At 72.2% G+C, this 18,329-nt stretch carries 18 protein-coding genes; 9 read left to right on the forward strand and 9 right to left on the reverse strand.

The genetic code is table 11. The annotated features are described in order from the left end of the window. Positions 1 to 26: 26 nt before the first annotated feature. Together GA0070618_RS07110 and GA0070618_RS07115 are read right to left on the reverse strand one after the other, a co-directional pair. Positions 27 to 584: a GNAT family N-acetyltransferase gene (locus tag GA0070618_RS07110; RefSeq protein ID WP_088980933.1), complete on the reverse strand. Its 558-nt coding sequence runs from the start codon at positions 582 to 584 to the stop codon at positions 27 to 29. Next, on the reverse strand, positions 568 to 2,616 hold the full coding sequence (locus GA0070618_RS07115) for a penicillin acylase family protein (protein ID WP_088980934.1): 2,049 nt from the start codon (positions 2,614 to 2,616) through the stop codon (positions 568 to 570). Before GA0070618_RS07115 ends, GA0070618_RS07110 begins: the two co-directional genes overlap by 17 nt. A 207-nt stretch (positions 2,617 to 2,823) precedes the next feature. On the opposite strand from GA0070618_RS07115, the gene GA0070618_RS07120 reads away from it, so the two are divergent. The 6 genes from GA0070618_RS07120 (at position 2,824) to GA0070618_RS07145 (ending at position 9,952) form a co-directional block, all read left to right on the forward strand. Next, the gene (locus tag GA0070618_RS07120; RefSeq protein WP_088980935.1) at positions 2,824 to 4,380 is read left to right on the forward strand and encodes a pyridoxal phosphate-dependent decarboxylase family protein; all 1,557 of its coding nucleotides are present in this window, start codon (positions 2,824 to 2,826) and stop codon (positions 4,378 to 4,380) included. A gap of 67 nt (positions 4,381 to 4,447) precedes the next feature. Further along, positions 4,448 to 5,740, forward strand: coding sequence for a lysine N(6)-hydroxylase/L-ornithine N(5)-oxygenase family protein (locus tag GA0070618_RS07125; RefSeq protein ID WP_088980936.1), 1,293 nt, complete (start codon positions 4,448 to 4,450; stop codon positions 5,738 to 5,740). Beyond that, on the forward strand, positions 5,737 to 6,339 hold the full coding sequence (locus GA0070618_RS07130) for a GNAT family N-acetyltransferase (protein WP_088980937.1): 603 nt from the start codon (positions 5,737 to 5,739) through the stop codon (positions 6,337 to 6,339). The genes GA0070618_RS07125 and GA0070618_RS07130 overlap by 4 nt, the downstream gene beginning before the upstream one ends. A 29-nt stretch (positions 6,340 to 6,368) precedes the next feature. Beyond that, on the forward strand, positions 6,369 to 8,186 hold the full coding sequence (locus tag GA0070618_RS07135; protein WP_088985343.1) for an IucA/IucC family protein: 1,818 nt from the start codon (positions 6,369 to 6,371) through the stop codon (positions 8,184 to 8,186). 105 nt (positions 8,187 to 8,291) lie between these two features. Then, a complete protein-coding gene (locus tag GA0070618_RS07140; RefSeq protein ID WP_088980938.1) occupies positions 8,292 to 8,693 on the forward strand; it encodes a YciI family protein in 402 nt (133 codons plus the stop codon). After that, the gene (locus tag GA0070618_RS07145) at positions 8,690 to 9,952 is read left to right on the forward strand and encodes an RNA polymerase sigma factor (RefSeq protein WP_088980939.1); all 1,263 of its coding nucleotides are present in this window, start codon (positions 8,690 to 8,692) and stop codon (positions 9,950 to 9,952) included. The genes GA0070618_RS07140 and GA0070618_RS07145 overlap by 4 nt, the downstream gene beginning before the upstream one ends. Here the strand turns inward: GA0070618_RS07145 and GA0070618_RS07150 are convergent. Next, positions 9,949 to 10,398 (reverse strand): DUF4383 domain-containing protein, encoded by a 450-nt coding sequence (locus tag GA0070618_RS07150; RefSeq protein ID WP_088980940.1) that lies wholly within the window; start codon positions 10,396 to 10,398, stop codon positions 9,949 to 9,951. The two genes, GA0070618_RS07145 and GA0070618_RS07150, sit on opposite strands and share 4 nt — an antisense overlap. Before the next feature lie 264 nt (positions 10,399 to 10,662). Here GA0070618_RS07150 and GA0070618_RS07155 point away from each other — a divergent pair, with 264 nt between their 5' ends. Beyond that, a complete protein-coding gene (locus GA0070618_RS07155; protein WP_088980941.1) occupies positions 10,663 to 11,799 on the forward strand; it encodes a polysaccharide lyase family 7 protein in 1,137 nt (378 codons plus the stop codon). Between the two features lie 76 nt (positions 11,800 to 11,875). Here the strand turns inward: GA0070618_RS07155 and GA0070618_RS07160 are convergent, their stop codons facing one another. Continuing rightward, positions 11,876 to 12,469, reverse strand: coding sequence for a hypothetical protein (locus GA0070618_RS07160; RefSeq protein ID WP_088980942.1), 594 nt, complete (start codon positions 12,467 to 12,469; stop codon positions 11,876 to 11,878). 511 nt (positions 12,470 to 12,980) lie between these two features. Between GA0070618_RS07160 and GA0070618_RS07165 the strand changes: the two genes are divergently transcribed. After that, positions 12,981 to 13,511, forward strand: coding sequence for a DinB family protein (locus GA0070618_RS07165; protein WP_088980943.1), 531 nt, complete (start codon positions 12,981 to 12,983; stop codon positions 13,509 to 13,511). Positions 13,512 to 13,595: 84 nt separating this feature from the next. On the opposite strand, the gene GA0070618_RS07170 is transcribed toward GA0070618_RS07165, so the two are convergent. The 5 genes from GA0070618_RS07170 to GA0070618_RS07190 form a co-directional block, all read right to left on the reverse strand. Then, complete coding sequence (locus GA0070618_RS07170; protein WP_088980944.1) at positions 13,596 to 14,030, reverse strand: hypothetical protein; 435 nt, start codon at positions 14,028 to 14,030, stop codon at positions 13,596 to 13,598. Between the two features lie 62 nt (positions 14,031 to 14,092). Continuing rightward, on the reverse strand, positions 14,093 to 14,266 hold the full coding sequence (locus GA0070618_RS07175; RefSeq protein WP_088980945.1) for a CsbD family protein: 174 nt from the start codon (positions 14,264 to 14,266) through the stop codon (positions 14,093 to 14,095). Between the two features lie 105 nt (positions 14,267 to 14,371). Then, complete coding sequence (locus GA0070618_RS07180; protein ID WP_088980946.1) at positions 14,372 to 16,627, reverse strand: heavy metal translocating P-type ATPase; 2,256 nt, start codon at positions 16,625 to 16,627, stop codon at positions 14,372 to 14,374. A 13-nt stretch (positions 16,628 to 16,640) separates the two neighbouring features. Then, positions 16,641 to 17,537 (reverse strand): hypothetical protein, encoded by an 897-nt coding sequence (locus tag GA0070618_RS07185; protein WP_088980947.1) that lies wholly within the window; start codon positions 17,535 to 17,537, stop codon positions 16,641 to 16,643. Then, entirely contained in the window at positions 17,534 to 17,743 is a 210-nt protein-coding gene (locus GA0070618_RS07190; protein ID WP_088980948.1) for a heavy-metal-associated domain-containing protein, read from the reverse strand. Before GA0070618_RS07190 ends, GA0070618_RS07185 begins: the two co-directional genes overlap by 4 nt. A 90-nt stretch (positions 17,744 to 17,833) precedes the next feature. Here GA0070618_RS07190 and GA0070618_RS07195 point away from each other — a divergent pair, with 90 nt between their 5' ends. Next, positions 17,834 to 18,130 carry a metal-sensitive transcriptional regulator gene (locus GA0070618_RS07195; RefSeq protein ID WP_088980949.1) on the forward strand — a complete coding sequence of 99 codons (297 nt, stop codon included), beginning with the start codon at positions 17,834 to 17,836 and terminating at the stop codon, positions 18,128 to 18,130. The last annotated feature ends 199 nt before the right edge of the window (positions 18,131 to 18,329 follow it).

The raw sequence follows: 18,329 nt of genomic DNA on the forward strand, positions 1-18,329 counted from the left end.
GAGTCGGTGGACCCGGGGGCGGCGGGTCAGGGGGCGGGGCGGTCGAGGAAGAGGAGCCGGGCGCGTTTGTGCGGCAGGTCCACCTCCGGGCCGGGCACGAATCCCGCCCGGACCAGCCGGGCGATGGCCCGGTCGTTGCGGGCGTCCGGCTCGGCGACGATCCGCCGTCGGGACTCGTCGGTCAGGACGAAGTCGAGGAACGCGCCGAGCACGGTGCCGGTGAAGCCCGGCTCGGTGCCGCCGTCGGGTGGCCCGACCATCAGGTGGATGCCGAAGTCGCCCGGCCGCACGTCGTAGCACTCGCCCACCGGGTCGGCCGCCGGCTCGTACGTCTGGAAGAGTCCCGCCGGGCGGCCGTCCCGGTGGATCAGGTACGCGTGGTGGGTGGTGAGCGAGTCCAGGTAGGCGTAGATCTCCTCGACCCGCTCCCGGCTGGCGTCCCGCATGCCCCAGAAGCGGGACCGCTCCCGGGTGACCCAGTCGTGGATCAGGTCGGCGTCGGCGGCCGGGGCGACGGGCCGGATGGTCACCTCCCCGAAGCCGTCGACGTGCCGCCGCCAGACCGGGTCAGTGAATGTCGTCATCGCGCTCCTCGGTGAGCCGGTGCCAGTCGGTGACCACGGGTGCGAGATCGCCGCGCAGCCAGTACGGCAGCTGGTCGCGGCGGTGCGGGTCGCCGGGCACCCCGGACGCCCCGAACGGCACGATCCACCGGCTGTCGTCCCGCCGGCCCAGGTCCCAGACGTACCGGGCGGCCGACGCCCGGAAGCAGAGGTGGGTGGCCCCGGGAACGCTGGAGGTGGCGAGCACGCAGTCGTGGTCGCCGGACAGGCCCGGCCACTGTTCCTCGGGGTCGGGCAGGGCCGCCCAGGGGGCGAGCCGGTGCACCTCACCCCACGGGGTCGGGGCGGTGTCGGCCGCCTCGTCGAGCGCGGCACGGGCGGCGGCGATCCGGTCGGCTGCCGGAAGGAGATCCGTGGTGAGCAGGGTCTCCAGGGCGAAGCCGACCTTCGGTACCAGGGCGAGCCAGGGGTGGAACAGCGCAGGGTACCGGGTCGGGTCGGCCAGCGGGGTCAGCGTCGGGTGGGCGGCGAGGTGGCGTACCACGATGGCCCGGACGACGGCGAAGGCGGTGGCGTCGACGCTGTCGGCGCGCATCTCGCGGTCCCAGCGCAGCATCCGGTCCCGCAGGGTGGCGGCGGCCGGGGCGAGCCCGTCCAGGCCGGCGAGGAGGGCCAGCAGCGGCTCGGCGGAGGCCAGCCGGGTGTCGGTGTGGACGGTCTTCTGGTCGTCGGCGGTCCAGTCCCGGCGGGCGGTGAGGAGTTCCCGGATCCGGTCGGCCCGGTGCGGCGGGGCGAACTCGACGCCGAGCGGTGTGGCGACGCCCCGTTCGTTGGCCATCACGGCAAGGTCGTGGACCTCGGCGCGGGGCAGGTCGTGCCAGCCGCGCCACTCGTGGCCGGGCTCCCAGGCCGGGACGACCCGCAGCCCGTTGGCCCGGTTCCGGACCGGGACCGCCCCGGCGGCCCGGTGCAGCAGACCACCGGCGGTGTCGGCGGCGAGCACCACGTTGACCGGTTCCACCCAGTGGTCGACGGCGGCGTCCACGTCGGCGACCCGGGTGGCGGCGAGCAGGGCGGGCAGCGCGGCGAAGCCGAGGTCGCCGGAGACCCGGGGCGGGTAGCGGAGGCTGATCGCCTGTTCGTCGTCGGGGCCGCCGATGATCACCGGCCCACGTGCGGTCTCGACGATCTCGACCTCGACCGGGTCGCCGTCGGCCACCTCGACCGTCTCGACGTGCCGCTCGGCGGGGTGCCAGCCGTCCGGGCCGAGCGCCTCGACGGTGTCGCCCCGGCGACGCAGCCGCTCGGCGTAGAGGTCCTGGTAGTCGGCCATCGCGTTGGTGATCGCCCAGGCCACCGTTCCGGTGTGTCCGAAGTGGGCGATTCCGGGCACGCCGGGCACGGCCAGTCCGACCACGTCGTACGCCGGGCAGGCCAGCCGGATCTGCTGGTAGATGCCGGGGTCCTCGATGAACCGGTGCGGGTCCCCGGCGACGATCGGCGACCCGCTGGCGGTCCGCGCGCCGGTGAGCAGCCAGCCGTTGCTGCCGGCGGTGTCGGGGCGGTCGGTGGCGAAGAGGCGGATCGCGTCCTCGCCGAGGTGGCGGGCGACCTCGGTCCGCCAGAGCTTGGCCGGGAAGCCGGCGAACAGGATGTGGTGGGCGAGCCAGACGGCGAGCGGGGTCCAGGGCTGCCAGTGGCCGGGGGTCAGCCCGGTGGCGGCGAACTGCGGTGCCCGGCGGGCTCCGGTGGCGAGGCCGGCGTTCACGCCGTCGACGTACGCGTGGAGCCAGGCGGCGGTGGCCGGGTCGAGGTTGTCGTGGCAGCGGCGGGCGGTGTCGGCGAGCCGGGCCTGCCGGGCGAACCGGTCCCAGTCGAGCGCGTCCGTCCCGAGGAAGGACGCGCTGGTCCCCTGTGACCGGTGCCGTTCCACCTCGATCTGCCAGGCGCGGTCGGTCGCCGCGTTGCGCCCCTGGGCGAAGGCGAGGGCGTGCGGATCGTCGGCCCGCAGGTGGGGAATTCCCCACGGATCACGGAAGACCTGATGTTCCACCCGACCCCTTCCATCGATAAGGTTTGCCTAACCTACGTAACCGAGGGGGTCACGCACAATCCCGCCTCCGTGACGGTACGCGATTCGATCACAACTCCTTGACAAGAAGTTAGGTTAGGGTAACCTAACCACGGCTCGCGTCGGTCTGTCCGTTTCCGGCTGCCGGCCGACCCTGACCGTCTCCACGCGACCGTTGAGGAAACCGCCATGAACCTCCAGGGGCACGAAGCCGCGCCGGTCCCGGCGCGACGCCGGCCGACGGCCGCCCGCGCGTACCTGCTCAACCAGGACACGGTCGACGACTACCGGCGGACGGTGGGCGCCGGGATCGACCGGGTGGCGGGCCGGGTCGCCGGAGCCGACCGTCCGTTCACCGGGATCACCCCGGACCGGCTCGCCCCCGAGATCGACCGGATCGACCTGGACCGGCCGCTGCACGACCCGGCCGCCGCCCTCGACGAACTGGACACGGTCTACCTCCGCGACGCGGTGTACTTCCACCACCCCCGCTACCTGGCCCACCTCAACTGCCCGGTGGTCATCCCGGCGCTGCTCGGCGAGGCGGTGCTCAGCGCGGTCAACTCCTCGATGGACACCTGGGACCAGAGCGCCGGCGGGACGCTGATCGAGCGCCGACTGGTCGACTGGACGACCGACCGAATCGGCCTCGGCCCGACCGCCGACGGGGTCTTCACCAGCGGCGGCACCCAGTCCAACCTCCAGGCCATGCTGATGGCCCGGGAAGAGGCCTGCGCGTCCCAGCCGCTGCCCCGGGCCGACCTGCTCCCCCGGCTGCGGGTGCTGACCTCCGAGGCCGGGCACTTCAGCGTGCAGAAGTCGGCCAAGCTGCTCGGCCTGGCCCGCGACGCGGTGGTCACCGTCGAGACCGACGCCGACCGGCGGATGCGCCCCGAGGCACTGGCCCGCGAGATCGACCGCTGCCACCGCGCCGGCCAGGTCGTGATGGCCGTCGTCGCCACCGCCGGCACCACCGACTTCGGCACCATCGATCCCCTGCCGGCCGTCGCCGAGCAGTGCCGGGCCGCCGGGGTGTGGCTGCACGTGGACGCCGCGTACGGCTGCGGTCTGCTGGTCTCGACCACCCGCCGGCACCTGCTCGACGGCATCGAGCAGGCCGACTCGGTCACCGTGGACTACCACAAGTCCTTCTTCCAGCCGGTCAGCTCCAGCGCGGTGCTGGTGCGCGACCGCCGGGTGCTGCGGCACGCCACCTACCACGCCGACTACCTCAACCCGGCCCGGATGGTCGAGCAGCGCATCCCCAACCAGGTCGACAAGAGCCTCCAGACCACCCGCCGCTTCGACGCGCTGAAGCTCTGGCTGACCCTGCGCATCATGGGGGCGGACGCCCTCGGCGCGCTCTTCGACGAGGTGGTGGACCGGGCCGCGGACGCCTACACGCTGCTCAGCACCGACCCGCGCTTCGAGGTGGTCACCCGGTCGCAGCTCAGCACGGTGGTGTTCCGGTACCTCCCGGCGGACCGTCACCTCGCCGACGCCGCCAACCTGCACGCCCGGGAGGCACTGGCCGCCTCCGGTGCCGCCGTGGTCGCCGGGACCAAGGTGGACGGTCGGCACTTCCTGAAGTTCACCCTGCTCAACCCGGAGACCACGATCGACGACATCGCGCACGTCCTGGACCTGGTCGCCGCCCACGCGAGCCGGTACGTCCGGGCGCGGACGGCCGCCGAGGTGTCGGTGCCGGCCCCCGACGTCGCCGCCGAGCCCTGCCACGTCGGCTGACCTCCCTCGCCCCGCTGGCCCTGCCACGTCGGCCGACCGCCCTCGCCCCTCGCCCCTGGAGAGCCGCTTGTCCATCCACGACTTCATCGCGATCGGGCTGGGCCCGTACAACCTGGGCCTGGCCTGTCTGACCGAGCCGATCGCCGACCTGGACGGCGTCTTCCTGGAGGCCCGCCCGGACTTCGACTGGCACCCCGGGATGCTGCTGGAGTCCACCCGGCTCCAGACGCCGTTCATCGCCGACCTGGTCACCCTGGCCGACCCCACCTCGCCGTACTCGTTCCTCAACTACCTCAAGGAGTCGGGGCGGCTCTACCCGTTCTACATCCGGGAGAGCTTCTTCCCGCTCCGCCGGGAGTACAACGACTACTGCCGCTGGGCGGCCGGCAAGCTGGGCTCGCTCCGGTTCGGCCAGCAGGTCACCTCGGTCGAGTACGCCGACGGCGGGTACACCGTCCGGGCCACGGTCGCCGCGAGCGGCGAGACGGTCGAGTACCGCGCCCGGCACCTGGTGCTGGGCACCGGCACCCCGCCGTACCTGCCGCCGTCCTGCGAGGGGCTCGGCGGTGACCTCATCCACAACGCGCACTACCTGGAGCACCGGGACGCGCTGCGGGCCAAGCGGAGCATCACCGTGGTCGGCAGCGGGCAGAGCGCGGCGGAGATCTACCACGACCTGCTCGGCGACCTCGGCACCTACGACTACCAGCTCAACTGGGTGACCCGCTCGCCGCGCTTCTTCCCGCTGGAGTACACCAAGCTGACGCTGGAGATGACCTCCCCGGACTACGTGGACTACTTCCACGCCCTGCCCGAGCCGACCCGCTACCGGTTGGAGTCCGAGCAGAAGAACCTGTTCAAGGGGATCAACTCCGACCTGATCAACGACATCTTCGACCTGCTCTACGCCCGCAGCCTCGACGGCCCGGTCCGCACCCGGCTGCTCACCAACACCGAGCTGACCGACGCGGCGTACGACGAGAACACCGGCAGCTACCGGCTCGGGCTGCGCCACGTCGAGCAGGAGCGGGACTTCACCCTGGACACCGAAGGGCTGGTGCTGGCCACCGGCTACCACTACCGGGTGCCGGACTTCCTCGAACCGGTGCGGGACCGGATCCGCTGGGACGACCACGGTCGCTTCGACGTGGCCCGCAACTACACCGTCGACCTCGCCGGCCGGGAGATCTTCCTCCAGAACGCGGGCACCCACACGCACAGCATCACCTCGCCCGACCTGGGCATGGGGCCGTACCGCAACTCGTGGATCATCCGCGAGCTGACCGGGCGGGAGCACTACCCGATCGAGAAGCGGATCGCCTTCCAGGAGTTCGGCGTACCGGCGGGTGCGGGCTCGTGACCGCCGTCGTCTACCGCCGGGTCGACCCACGGCTCGGCGGGTTCGCCCTGCGTACCCTCGATCCGGACGCGGACGCCACGCTGCTGCACGGCTGGGTGACCCACCCGAAGGCCGCGTACTGGCTGATGCTCGACGCGGACCGGGCCCGGGTCGCCGCCGAGTACCGTCGCATCCACGAGCACCCGCACCACGACGCCTTCGTCGGCCTGTGGCAGGACCGGTCGGCGTTCCTCGCCGAGCGGTACGACCCGGCGCGGATCGAACTCGTCGGCCTGTACGACGCGGCCGAGGGGGACGTCGGCATGCACTTCCTCTGCGCTCCCGCCGAGACCCCCGTGCACGGCTTCACCCTCGCCGTGATCACCACCGTGATGGCCTGGCTCTTCGCCGATCCGGCGACGCGCCGGGTGGTGGTCGAGCCGGACGTGCGCAACACGGCGGTGCACGCCCTCAACGCGGCGGTCGGCTTCGAGGTGGTCGGCCCGGTCGCCAAGCCCGAGAAGGAGGCGCTGCTCAGCGTCTGCACCCGGGCCATGTTCGAGAAAGCCACCGGCCTGGACACCACGGTCCGGCCGTCCCCGGAGGAGTCCCCCGCGTGAACCCCGTCGAGCCCGTCGCCGCCCCGGAGCTGTCCGTCGACCCGAGCCCGGAGCTGGCCGTCGCCCACCTGGCCCCGGAGCACTGGGCCCGGGCCAACCGGCTGCTCGTGCGCAAGGCGCTCGCCGAGTTCGCCCACGAACGCCTGCTCACCCCCGAGCCGGTCGGCGACGAGCCCACCGGTCCGGCCGCGCGGGCGTACGTCGTCCGCAGCGACGACGGCAGCGTCGAGTACCGGTTCGCCGCCCGGCTGCTCTCCCTGGAGCACTGGCACATCGACCCGGAGAGCATCACCCGCCACCGCGACGGCGCGGAACTGCCGCTGGACGCCCTGGACCTGGTCACCGAGCTGCGCGGCGCGCTCGGCCTCTCCGACCGCGTACTGCCGGTCTACCTGGAGGAGATCACCTCCACCCTGGCCGGCACCGCGTACAAGCTGAGCCGGCCGGCGGTGGGCGCCGCCGAGCTGGCCCGCGCCGACTTCCAGGCCATCGAGACCGGCATGACCGAGGGCCACCCCTGCTTCGTCGCGAACAACGGACGGCTCGGCTTCGGCATCCACGACTACCACCGGTACGCCCCGGAGGCGGCCCACCCGGTCCGTCTGCTCTGGCTCGCCGCGCACCGCGACCACGCCACCTTCACCTGCGCCGCCGACCTGGACTACGACGCCCTGGTGACGTACGAGCTGGGCGGGGAGACCCTGGACCGGTTCGCCGCCACGCTCACCGGCCTCGGCCTCGACCCGGCCGACTACCTGCTCATCCCGGTGCACCCCTGGCAGTGGTGGAACCGGCTGGCGGTCACCTTCGCCGGCGAGGTGGCCCAGCGGCGGCTGGTCTGCCTCGGCGAGGGGCCGGACGAGCATCTGGCCCAGCAGTCCATCCGCACCTTCTTCAACGTCAGCGTCCCGGAGCGGCACTACGTCAAGACCGCCCTGTCGGTGCTGAACATGGGCTTCCTGCGTGGCCTCTCCGCCGCGTACATGGAGGCCACCCCGGCGATCAACGACTGGCTCGCCGGACTGTTCGACACCGACGAGGTGATCAAGGAGACCGGCCTAACCCTGCTGCGTGAGCGGGCCGCCGTCGGTTACCGGCACCGGCAGTTCGAGGCCGCCACCGACCGGTACTCGCCGTACCGGAAGATGCTCGCCGCGCTGTGGCGGGAGAGTCCGGTGCCGGGCCTGGCGGCGGGCCGCCGCCTGGCCACCATGGCGTCCCTGGTGCACGTCGACCGCGACGGGCGTTCGCTGGCCGCCGCGCTGGTCGAGGAGTCCGGGCTGGCCCCCGAGGTGTGGCTGCGCCGCTACCTGGACGCCTACCTGGTGCCGCTGCTGCACGCCTTCTACGCCTACGACCTGGCGTTCATGCCGCACGGCGAGAACGTCATCCTGGTGCTCGACGGCGGGACGGTCGAGCGGACCGTCTTCAAGGACATCGCCGAGGAGATCTGCGTGATGGACCCGGCGGTGGAGCTGCCCGAGCAGGTCCGCCGGGTCCAGGCCGACGTCCCGGAGGACATGCGGCTGCTGTCGATCTTCACCGACGTCTTCGACTGCTTCTTCCGACACCTGAACGCGGTGCTGGCCACCGAGGGCGTCCTCGACGAGGAGACCTTCTGGCGGACGGTGGCCGAGTGCGCCGCCGACTACCGCGACCGGGTGCCGCACCTGGCCGAGCGGTTCGCCCGGTACGACCTCTTCGCCGACGAGTTCGCCCTGTCCTGCCTCAACCGGCTCCAGTTGCGCAACAACGAGCAGATGGTCGATCTCGCCGACCCGTCCGCCGCCCTGCAACTGGTCGGCACCCTCGCCAACCCCCTGGCCCGCTTCGCCCCGGCCGGCTGAAAATCTCCGCAGATTTTTTCCGGCGAGGATGTCGAGAACCCGGGTGGTGGCTTCGACCTGGGGTGAAAGCACCGAGAATGGTGCGGTGGCCCTGAGGAGCAGACCATGAAGTACATGCTGTTGATGCAGTTCAGCGCGGCGTTCGACGAGTTCCCCATGATCTACACCTGGCAGCCGGAGGAGGTGCAGGCCCACATCGGGTTCATGCGCGACCTGAACGCGAAGCTGGCCTCCGCCGGTGAGCTGGTCGAGGCGCAGGGTCTGGGCGGACCGGAGCAGGCGAAGATCGTCCGGGCCGGTGCGGACGGGCGGCCGGTGGTCACCGAGGGCCCCTTCGCCGAGACGAAGGAGTTCCTCGCCGGCTACTGGATCGTGGACGTGGAGTCCCCGGAGCGGGCCGTCGAGATCGCCGCCCTCGCCTCGACCGCGCCCGGTCCCGGCGGACGCCCGCTCCACATGCCGATCGAGGTGCACCCGGTGATGTCCGCGCCGCCACAGGACATGTGACGAGCGCCCACGCCCCCGAGGACCTGCTGCGCGAACTGGCGCCGCAGGTCCTCGGCGTGCTCGCCCGTCGGTTCGGCGACTTCGCCACCGCCGAGGACGCGGTGCAGGAGGCACTGCTGGCGGCGGCGACGCAGTGGCCGGCGGACGGGGTGCCGGAGAACCCGCGCGGCTGGCTGATCCAGGTCGCGTACCGCCGGATGGTCGAGCAGGTCCGGAGCGAGCAGGCCCGGCGGCGACGGGAGGATCTCTCCGCCCGCCACGAGCCGGCGGACCGGCGGTACGCGCCGCCAGCGGACGAGACCCTGACGGCGGACCGGGACGACACGCTGGTCCTGCTCTTCCTCTGCTGCCACCCCGCGCTCTCGCCGGCCTCGGCGATCGCACTCACCCTGCGGGCGGTCGGCGGCCTGAGCACCGCCGAGATCGCCCACGCCTTCCTGGTGCCCGAGGCCACCATGGCCCAGCGGATCAGCCGGGCCAAACAGCGCATCCGTAGCTCCGGCCTGTCGTTCCGGATGCCCGAAGCGGCGGAACGCGGCCCTCGGCTCGACGCCGTGCGGCACGTCCTCTACCTGGTCTTCACCGAGGGGCACACCAGCAGCGGTGGCCCCGACCTGCTCCGGGTCGACCTGTCCGACGAGGCCATCCGGCTGACCCGGATCCTGCACGACCTGCTGCCAGACGACAGCGAGGTCACCGGACTGCTCGCCCTGATGCTGCTCACCGACGCCCGCAGCGCGGCCCGCACCGGCCCGCACGGGGAGCTGATCTCGTTGACCGACCAGGACCGCAGCCGCTGGGACCGGGCCGCGATCGCCGAGGGCGTCGCCCTGGTCACCCACGCGCTGCCCCGGGGACCGGTCGGCCCGTACCAGCTCCAGGCCGCCATCGCGGCACTGCACGACGAGGCGCCCACCGCCGCCGAGACCGACTGGCCGCAGATCCTCGCCCTGTACGAGGTCCTCGAACGCCACGCCGACAACCCGGTGGTGTCGTTGAACCGCGCGGTGGCGTACGCCATGGTGCACGGGCCGGTCGCCGGCCTGGCCGCCCTCGCGGAGCTGGCCGCCGACCCCCGCCTCACCGGTCACCACCGCCTGTACGCGGCCCGCGCCCACCTGCACGAGATGGCCGGTGACCGGGAGGCGGCGGTCGAGCACTACCGGGCGGCGGCCGAGCGCACCAGCAGCCAGCCGGAGCAGCGGTACCTGCTGATGCGTGCCGCCCGACTCGCCGGTCCCCGCCAGACGGCAGGCTAGCGCCGCGCCCGGTTGCCCCGGGTCAGCATGACGCCGAGGGCGATCATGCCCACGCCGAGGAACAGGTGCAGCCAGTTGTCGGCCGTGTTCAGCGGCACGAAGTTCGCTCTGGACTCGTAGTCGATCACCAGGCCGTAGAGCCAGAGCACCAGGTAGAGCGCGCCACCGCCGACCAGGTACGTCCGTGCGCCCGAAACGGTACGGGACAGGGCGAGCCCGGCGACGCCGAACGCGAGGTGCACCAGGTTGTGCAGGACCGACACCTGGAACAGGCCGAGCAGTTTCGCCTCGGAGTCGTAGCCGGCGAAGGTCATCGTGCTGTAGTCGGTGGTGATGCCGGGCACGAAGCCGAGCACCCCGACCAGCAGGAAGACCGCCCCGACCACTTGGGCGGCCCGGCGCACCGGATGACTGGTCCGAGCGCGGGCACCGGTTCTGGTGGCCATGTCGCTCCCTCCGCAGATGGGAAATCCGACCGCATCTCCCCCTTTCAGCCCGCCTGAAACCTGGCGGCGGCACCACCGCGACCGACCGACGCCCGAACTGTTCACGCTGCTCAGCGGACCGGAATTCCACGACCGTCTCTTCCTCGGCCAACGGTATGGGCCCACCACACATTGACGAGTGCCGAAGCATTTCCTATGGTCGCTCGCGGCTGGCAAGCGATGGCGCTTGCCCCGAACCCTGTGAGGTGTCCGTTGCGACGATCGATGGCTGCGATCCTGCCGCTGGCGCTGCTCGGCTCCGGCCTGACCGCCGCGCCCGCCCAGGCCGCCACGACCCTGCCGGTCTCCGCCGTGACCGCCAGCTCGCACGACGGCAACGTGCCGGCCAACGCCATCGACGGCGACCTGAACACCCGCTGGTCGGCCGAGGGCGACGGCTCCTGGATCCGCTTCGACGTCGGGGCGAGCACCACGATCGGCTCGATCGGCATCGCCTGGCACCAGGGCGACACCCGGGTGCAGACGTTCGCCGTGCAGGTCTCCGCCGACGGCTCCACCTGGAACACGGTGGTCAGCCAGCGGACGAGCAGTGGCAGCACCACGCAACTCGAGACGTACGGCTTCGCCGACCGCACCGCCCGCTACATCCGGGTGGTCGGTTACGGCAACACGTACAACGACTGGAACAGCATCACCGAGGCCCGGGTGTACGGGGCGGACGGCGGCAGCGGAACCTGCGCCGTTCCCGCCGACGTGCTCGACCTGACCAACTGGAAGATCACCCTGCCGACCGGGTCGTCGGAGAGCCCGACCGAGATCAAGCAGCCGGCGCTGGACGGTTACCAGGTCAACCCCTGGTTCGTCACCGCCGACTCGTGCCGGGCGGTGCAGTTCCGCGCCCCGGTCAACGGGGTGACCACCAGCGGATCGAGCTACCCCCGCTCGGAGCTGCGCGAGATGACCAACAACGGAACGTCCAACGCGGCCTGGTCCTCCACCTCCGGCACGCACACCCTGACCGTGGACCTCGCCTTCACCCGCCTGCCGTCCACCAAGCCGCACGTCGTCGGCGCGCAGATCCACGACGGCAGCGACGACGTCACCGTGTTCCGGCTGGAGGGGTCCAGCCTGTACGTCACCAACGGCGACACCACCCACCACAAGCTGGTCACCAGCAGCTACCAGCTCGGCACCCGCATCCAGGTGAAGTTCGTGGTCAGCGGCGGGCAGGTCAAGGCGTACTACAACGGCGTCCTCCAGACCACGCTGAGCAAGAGCTTCTCGGGCGCGTACTTCAAGGCCGGCGCGTACACCCAGGCCAACTGCAGCAACTCGTCGCCGTGCAGCAGTGACAACTACGGCCAGACGCTCATCTACGGCCTCAGCGTGTCGCACTCCTGACCGCCTGGCGCGACCCCGCCGGCCGGTAGACAGCACGAGGGCCCCTTCCCGATCGGGAAGGGGCCCTCGTGTGGTGTCACTTGTTCCAGAGTTCGGCGACCAGGTCGGCGGCCTGCTTCTCCCACTGGGCGTAGTGGTCGGGGTACGCCGACACCTGCACCGTCTGGGCGGCCTGGGTCAGCGGCATGTCCTTCCAGCCGTCGACCTGCTTGAGGCCCTTCAGGAACGCGGTCGTGGAGTACTCGGGGTCGGTGATCTGCTCGACCGTGCCCCACCCGGACGACGGGCGCTGCTGGAACAGGCCCTGCGAGTCGTGGTCGTTGCGGTCACCCAGGTGCCCCAGGTTCTCCAGCTTCGACTCCTGGAGGCTGGTGGCGATGGCGACCACGGCGGCCCGCTCGTCCATGCCGGCCTTCTTGGTGGCCTCGATGATGGCCTTGGCGTTGTCCTTCTGCTCACCGGAGAGCGGCACGGTCGACTGTCCGGCCGGCACCCCGTTGGGCAGGAGCTTGTCCATCGACACCGGCGTGTCGGCCGACTGGGTCGCCGCCACCGGCTTCACCGTGACCGCCGGGGTCGTGTCGGCGGACAGGCCGGGACCGGCGGCGATTCCCGCCACGGCGGTCAGACCGGCGATGGACAGCACACCACGCTGGATAAGCTTGTTCATGGTCAAAGCTCCGTTCGGGGGTTGACGCGCCCATCCCGACAAACCGCCCAACCGGGCGGTGACGGGACAGGGCGTAAGCACCACACGCAAGGGCGCTCTGAGAGACGTTCCGGGGGATTTCCGTCGCGCCGGCAGGGGGACCCGGGGGGATCCGCCAGGCCCGCGATGCGGGCTGCTCCATCGGCGTCGACATGGTGTAACGACCGACCGGCCGCCCCCATTCCCGGGGCCACCCGGCCACCCGCCGCGCTCACCGGCAGCGGGTCACGGCCGCACGGGGGATACAACCACCCCGCCCCCGCCACCATTCCGCCCAGGCCTCGCCGCTGGTTCCGTCACGGCCTCGCCGCCGGCCCCGGACGATCGACTCCGTTTTGGCGAAACGGGGCTGTCCACGACATCCGGGGACCGCCGTTCCGGCGTCGTGCAGTCGATCAACCGGCGACGTCCGGCGTGCCGACGCGCCATATTCGGTCGACCGACGGGACGAGGCGGTGGCATCGTGCCGGGGATGCCGGTACCTTCCGCCACGCTCGCGCGGTGGCAGTTCGACCTGACCTGGTCCCTGTTCGAGTACCACCTCGACCGACTCGAACCTGAGGACTTCCGCTGGGAGCCCGCCCCACTCTGTTGGACGATGCGTACCGGACCCGACGGCGGATGGGCGCCGGACTGGGCCGACACCGAACCGGATCCGGTCCCGGTGCCCACGATCGGCTGGCTCACCTGGCACCTCGGCTGGTGGTGGAGCGTGACCCTGGACCACCTTGAGGGACGGACGCCGCGTGAGCGTACCGACGTCCACTGGCCCGGCCCCGGTGAGCCGACGGTGGCCTGGCTACGTGACCTGCGCGTCCAATGGCTGGCCGTGCTCGACCGGCTCACCGACGCCGACCTCGACCGTCCCGCGGCCTTCCCGTGGCAGGACGACCCGGCGCACACGGTCGCGCACACCCTCGGCTGGGTGAACGCCGAACTGATGAAGAACGTCGCCGAGATCGGTCAGCTCCGGCTGCTGCGCGCCGCGCAGGCGTCCGGCTGACGGTCAGGCGACCGGAACCCGGCCGACCCGGTCAGGCGGTGCCCGGTTGTCCCGGTCGGGCGACGGATGCTCGGTTCGTCCCGGTCAGGCGATCGGTGGCAGGTGGTCGCGGAGGGCGGCGTACTGGGCGACGGTCAGGTAGGACGGGTTGGCCCCCTGCGGCTGGCGGAAGACCTCCGCCGCCGCCAGGCGGGCGTCGGCGCGCAGGGGCCCGCGGCGCACCCGGTGCTCGGGGGCGAGGACGGTCAGGTCGAGCGGCACCGTCCACGGCCCGTCGCCGTGGGGCACCGCCGGACCGGTGAGCCGGCCGACCCCCCAGACGCCGTACGGAAGTCGCCCCCGGCTCCCGCTGGCCCAGAGGACGACCGGCTGTCCGGCCGCCATCAGCCGGGCCCGGTAGCCGGGGCGGACGCACCAGCCACGTACCCGGGGATCGTGGGCGAACCGGCCGGTCAGGTCGGTGGTGTCCGCGTTGCCCTTGAGCAGCCAGGCACCGAGGTCGTCGAGGGTGACCGCCACTTTCCCTCCCGTACGCGCGCGTCGGGCCGACCGAGGGGCCGACCCGACGCGAAACGCGGACCTCAACTGCGGAACATGTCCTTGATCTTCTCGCCAGCCTGCTTGAGGTGGCCGCTGGCCTGGTCCTGGCGACCCTCGGCCTCCAGGCGCTCGTTGTCGGTGGCCCGGCCGACGCCTTCCTTGACCTTGCCGGTCGCCTGCTCGGACGCATTATTGATCTTGTCATCGATACCCATGCGGCACCTCCGGGGTCGCGGGTGTGGAACCTCGTCGTCCTACCCCGTTCCTCCTACCCCGACCGCCCCGGCCCAACCCTCCGGCGACGGGTCCGACAGGGCGTCTCACGCCACCGGGCGGAAACCACGCAGACGGAGGCTGTTGGCGACCACGAAGACCGAGGAGAAGGCCATCGCCGCTCCGGCGATCATCGGGTTGAGCATCCCGGCGGCGGCCAGCGGCAGCGCCGCCACGTTGTAGGCGAACGCCCAGAACAGATTGCTCTTGATGATCCGCAGGGTCCGGCGGGCGAGGCGGATCGCGTCCACCGCCGCCACGAGGTCACCCCGGACCAGGGTCAGGTCGGACGCCTCGATCGCGGCGTCCGTGCCGGTGCCCATGGCCAGTCCCAGGTCGGCCTGGGCGAGCGCGGCGGCGTCGTTGACCCCGTCGCCGACCATCGCCACGACCTTCCCCTCGGCCTGGAGCCGCCTGACCACGTCGACCTTCTCCACCGGCAGCACCTCGGCGATCACCTCGTCCACGCCCACCTCGGCGGCGACCGTGCGGGCGGCGGCCAGGTTGTCCCCGGTCAGCAGCACCGGCGTCAGGCCGATCTCGCGGAGCCGGGTGATCGCGGCCCGACTGGTCGGCTTGACCACGTCGGCGACCACCAGGACGCCGCGCGCCGAGCCGTCCCACCCGGCCAGCACCGCCGTCCGGCCCTTGGCCTCCGCGTCCCGCACCGCCCGTTCGATCCCCCCGGGTACGTCGAGACCGCGCTCGCGCAGCAGCCGTACCCGGCCGACCACCAGGTCCCGGCCGTCGACCGTGCCGGTGACGCCGAGCCCCTCGACGTTGGCGAACCCGGTCACCGGGGGCAGCGTGCCGGCGCGGGCGGCCCCGGCGGCCACCGCCCGGGCGATCGGGTGCTCGCTGGCCGCCTCCAGTGCGCCGGCCAGCCGCAGCAGCTCGTCGGCGTCCTGCCCGTCGGCCGGGAGCGTGTCGACCAGGGTCATCTTCCCGGTGGTGACGGTGCCGGTCTTGTCCAGCACGACGGTGTCCACCCGCCGGGTCGACTCCAGCACCTCCGGCCCCTTGATCAGGATGCCGAGCTGCGCGCCCCGACCGGTGCCGACCAGCAGGGCGGTCGGGGTGGCCAGGCCGAGCGCGCACGGGCAGGCGATGACCAGCACCGCCACGGCGGCGGTGAACGCGGCGGTCAGGCCACCGTCGCGGCCCAGCCAGAAACCGAGGGTGCCGACCGCGAGCGCGATCACGATCGGGACGAACACCCCGGAGATCCGGTCGGCCAGCCGCTGCACGGCCGCCTTGCCGGTCTGCGCCTGCTCCACCAGCTTCGCCATCTGGGCGAGCTGGGTGTCCCCACCGACCCGCGTGGCGGTGACCACCAGTCGGCCGCCCGCGTTGACGGTCGCCCCGACCACGGCGTCGCCCGGTCCCACCTCGACCGGCACCGACTCGCCGGTGAGCATGCTGGCGTCGACCGCCGAGGTGCCCTCGGCCACCACCCCGTCGGTGGCGACCTTCTCGCCGGGCCGGACGACGAACCGGTCCCCCACCGCGAGCTGGTCGACCGGGATCCGGACCTCCGCGCCGTCCCGCAGCACGGCGACGTCCTTCGCGCCGAATTCGAGCAGGGCACGCAGGGCGGCCCCGGCGGTGCGCTTCGCGCGGGCCTCGAAGTAGCGGCCAGCGAGGATGAACATGGTCACCCCGGCCGCCGTCTCCAGGTAGATGTTGCCGGCTCCGTCGCTGCGCGCGATGTCGAAGGTGAACGGGTGGGTCATCCCCGGCGTGCCCGCGTCGCCGAGGAAGAGCGCCCAGAGCGACCAGCCGAACGCGGCGAGGGTGCCGAGCGAGATCAGCGTGTCCATGGTTGCCGCGCCGTGACGCAGGTTGACCAGGGCGGCACGGTGCAAGGGCAGCCCGCCGTAGACCACCACCGGGGCGGCCAGGGTCAGCGAGAGCCACTGCCAGTAGGTGAACTGCCAGGCCGGCACCATCGCCAGCAGGATCACCGGCACCGTCAGCACGGCCGACACCCACAGCCGGGTACGCAGCCCGCGCAGCTCGTCCACCGCTTCGGTGGTTCCATCCGGGCCGGCGGCCGGCGTGGGCGGAGCGGGCAACGCGGCGGTGTAGCCGGTCTTCTCGACCGTGGCGATCAGGTCCTGCGGCGTGACGGTGTCGTCGTACGAGACGGACGCCTTCTCGGTGGCGTAGTTGACCGTGGCGGTGACGCCGTCCAGGCGGTTGAGCTTCTTCTCGATCCGGGAGGCGCAGGAGGCGCAGGTCATGCCGCCGATCGCCAGTTCGATCCGGTGGGGCGCCACCCGCAGGGGTCCAGCGGTGGACATCGGGTACCTCCGGTCAGTCGTGCGCGTGGTCGGCCGGGTCGGCCACGACCGTGAACTCGGCGGTGCGGACCGTGCCGCCGTGCTGGAAGTCCAGGAAGAGGCGGTACGTCCCGGCGGACGGCACCTCGGCGCGGAAGCGCACCTCCGGGCCGGGACGGGTCCGCCCGTCACCGGGGGCACCGTCCGGATGCACGTGTACGTACGCCAGGTCACCCTGGCGCAGCGCCACCAGGTGCCCGTACGCGCCGAGGTAGGGCTGGAGATCGGTGACCGGTTCGCCGTCCCGGCGCACGGTCAGGGTCAGCTCGCTGGCCCCGCCGGGTCGCAGCTCACCGGTGAGGGTGACGGCGTACCCGTCGACGGTGGCGGTGGCTGCCGGCGCGGGCAGCGTACGCGGCGTGAACCCGCCGGGGACCGCGACGTCCACACCGAGGGTGAGTGGTTTCGCCCCGGTCGGGGTGAAGTCGGCGAACGCCCGCCAACTTCCCGGCTCGGCGAGCGGGGAGGCGATCCGCCACGTGCCGTCCGGATCCATCGTCGGGTGCACGTGCCGGAACCCGGCGAGGTCCCGTCGGGCGACGATCAGGTGCATCCGCTTGTCGTGCTCCACGTCGAAGGCGGTGACCGCGTGCCCGTCCGGGCCGGTGACCCGGAAGGCGAACTCGCCGGCCGGCGTGGACACGGGGGTGAGCGTGTAGCCCTGGTCGGAGACGAGCAGTCCGCCGGGGAGGTGGGCGTCGGCAGCGCCCGGGACGTCCTCGTGTCCGCCGCCGCCCTCGGGGTGTCCCGCGCCGGGGTGGCCGCTCTCGGCGGGAGTGACGGGGCCGGTCAGCAACCCGACCCCGTACGCCGCACCGAGAACCGCCACGAGGCCGAGGGCGAAACCGCTCAGCTTCGTCGCTGTGTTCATGCTCCGACGAGCTCGAATCCGGCCTCGTCGACCGCCGCGCGGACCGTCTCGGTCTCCAGCGGCGCGTCACTGGTGACGGTGACCTGACCCGACGGCAGGTCGACCTGGACGTCGGTGACACCGGCGACCGCACCGAGCTCGCTGCTGACCGCGCTGACGCAGTGTCCGCAGGTCATGCCCTGGACCTGGTACGTCTTGGTGGCCATCGAAACTCCTCTCGACGATGGATACCCACCTGGGGTATCCCCTCGACTGGACCGTAACATACCCCAGGGGGGTACGCTATCCTCGACACCATGAGCACACCCACACCGATCCGGGGATACACGGCCACCAAGGACCAGTTGCTCGCGCGGCTACGCCGGGTCGAGGGGCAGGTCCGGGGCATCGAGAAGATGGTCGACGAGGACCGGTACTGCATCGACGTGCTCACCCAGATCTCCGCCATCCAGGCCGCCCTGGACAAGGTCGCCCTCGGCCTGCTCGACGGCCACGCCCGGCACTGCATGCACGAGGGTGCTGCCGAGGGTCGCGCCGACGAGATGGCGACCGAGATGATGGCGGCCGTCGGCCGCCTGATGAAACGCGGCTGACCGCCGGAGGCCTCCACGGCCGCGAACAGGCATGATCGACTCCGTCTGGCGGACGGGGGCCGCCCCGGCTCCCTGGACACCCCGTCTCGACCATGCAGCGGGACCTGCTCCGCGCGGCGACCCCGGCACGACGACCGTCGCAGTCGGCACGGTGCGGACTTCAGGGCGCGATATCGGAATATGGCGCTCGCCTGTCGGT

The sequence above is a fragment of the Micromonospora echinospora genome, from assembly GCF_900091495.1.
Taxonomy (GTDB): Bacteria; Actinomycetota; Actinomycetes; order Mycobacteriales; family Micromonosporaceae; genus Micromonospora; species Micromonospora echinospora.

Bases quoted from the DNA above. Each gene is read 5' to 3' on its own strand.
- GA0070618_RS07190 (WP_088980948.1), bottom strand. From the start codon at position 17,743: ATGGCCACCAAGACGTACCAGGTCCAGGGCATGACCTGCGGACACTGC.
- GA0070618_RS07110 (WP_088980933.1), bottom strand. From the start codon at position 584: ATGACGACATTCACTGACCCGGTCTGGCGGCGGCACGTCGACGGCTTC.
- GA0070618_RS07195 (WP_088980949.1), top strand. From the start codon at position 17,834: ATGAGCACACCCACACCGATCCGGGGATACACGGCCACCAAGGACCAG.
- GA0070618_RS07185 (WP_088980947.1), bottom strand. From the start codon at position 17,537: ATGAACACAGCGACGAAGCTGAGCGGTTTCGCCCTCGGCCTCGTGGCG.
- GA0070618_RS07155 (WP_088980941.1), top strand. From the start codon at position 10,663: ATGGCTGCGATCCTGCCGCTGGCGCTGCTCGGCTCCGGCCTGACCGCC.
- GA0070618_RS07180 (WP_088980946.1), bottom strand. From the start codon at position 16,627: ATGTCCACCGCTGGACCCCTGCGGGTGGCGCCCCACCGGATCGAACTG.
- GA0070618_RS07140 (WP_088980938.1), top strand. From the start codon at position 8,292: ATGAAGTACATGCTGTTGATGCAGTTCAGCGCGGCGTTCGACGAGTTC.
- GA0070618_RS07175 (WP_088980945.1), bottom strand. From the start codon at position 14,266: ATGGGTATCGATGACAAGATCAATAATGCGTCCGAGCAGGCGACCGGC.
- GA0070618_RS07165 (WP_088980943.1), top strand. From the start codon at position 12,981: ATGCCGGTACCTTCCGCCACGCTCGCGCGGTGGCAGTTCGACCTGACC.
- GA0070618_RS07160 (WP_088980942.1), bottom strand. From the start codon at position 12,469: ATGAACAAGCTTATCCAGCGTGGTGTGCTGTCCATCGCCGGTCTGACC.
- GA0070618_RS07120 (WP_088980935.1), top strand. From the start codon at position 2,824: ATGAACCTCCAGGGGCACGAAGCCGCGCCGGTCCCGGCGCGACGCCGG.
- GA0070618_RS07150 (WP_088980940.1), bottom strand. From the start codon at position 10,398: ATGGCCACCAGAACCGGTGCCCGCGCTCGGACCAGTCATCCGGTGCGC.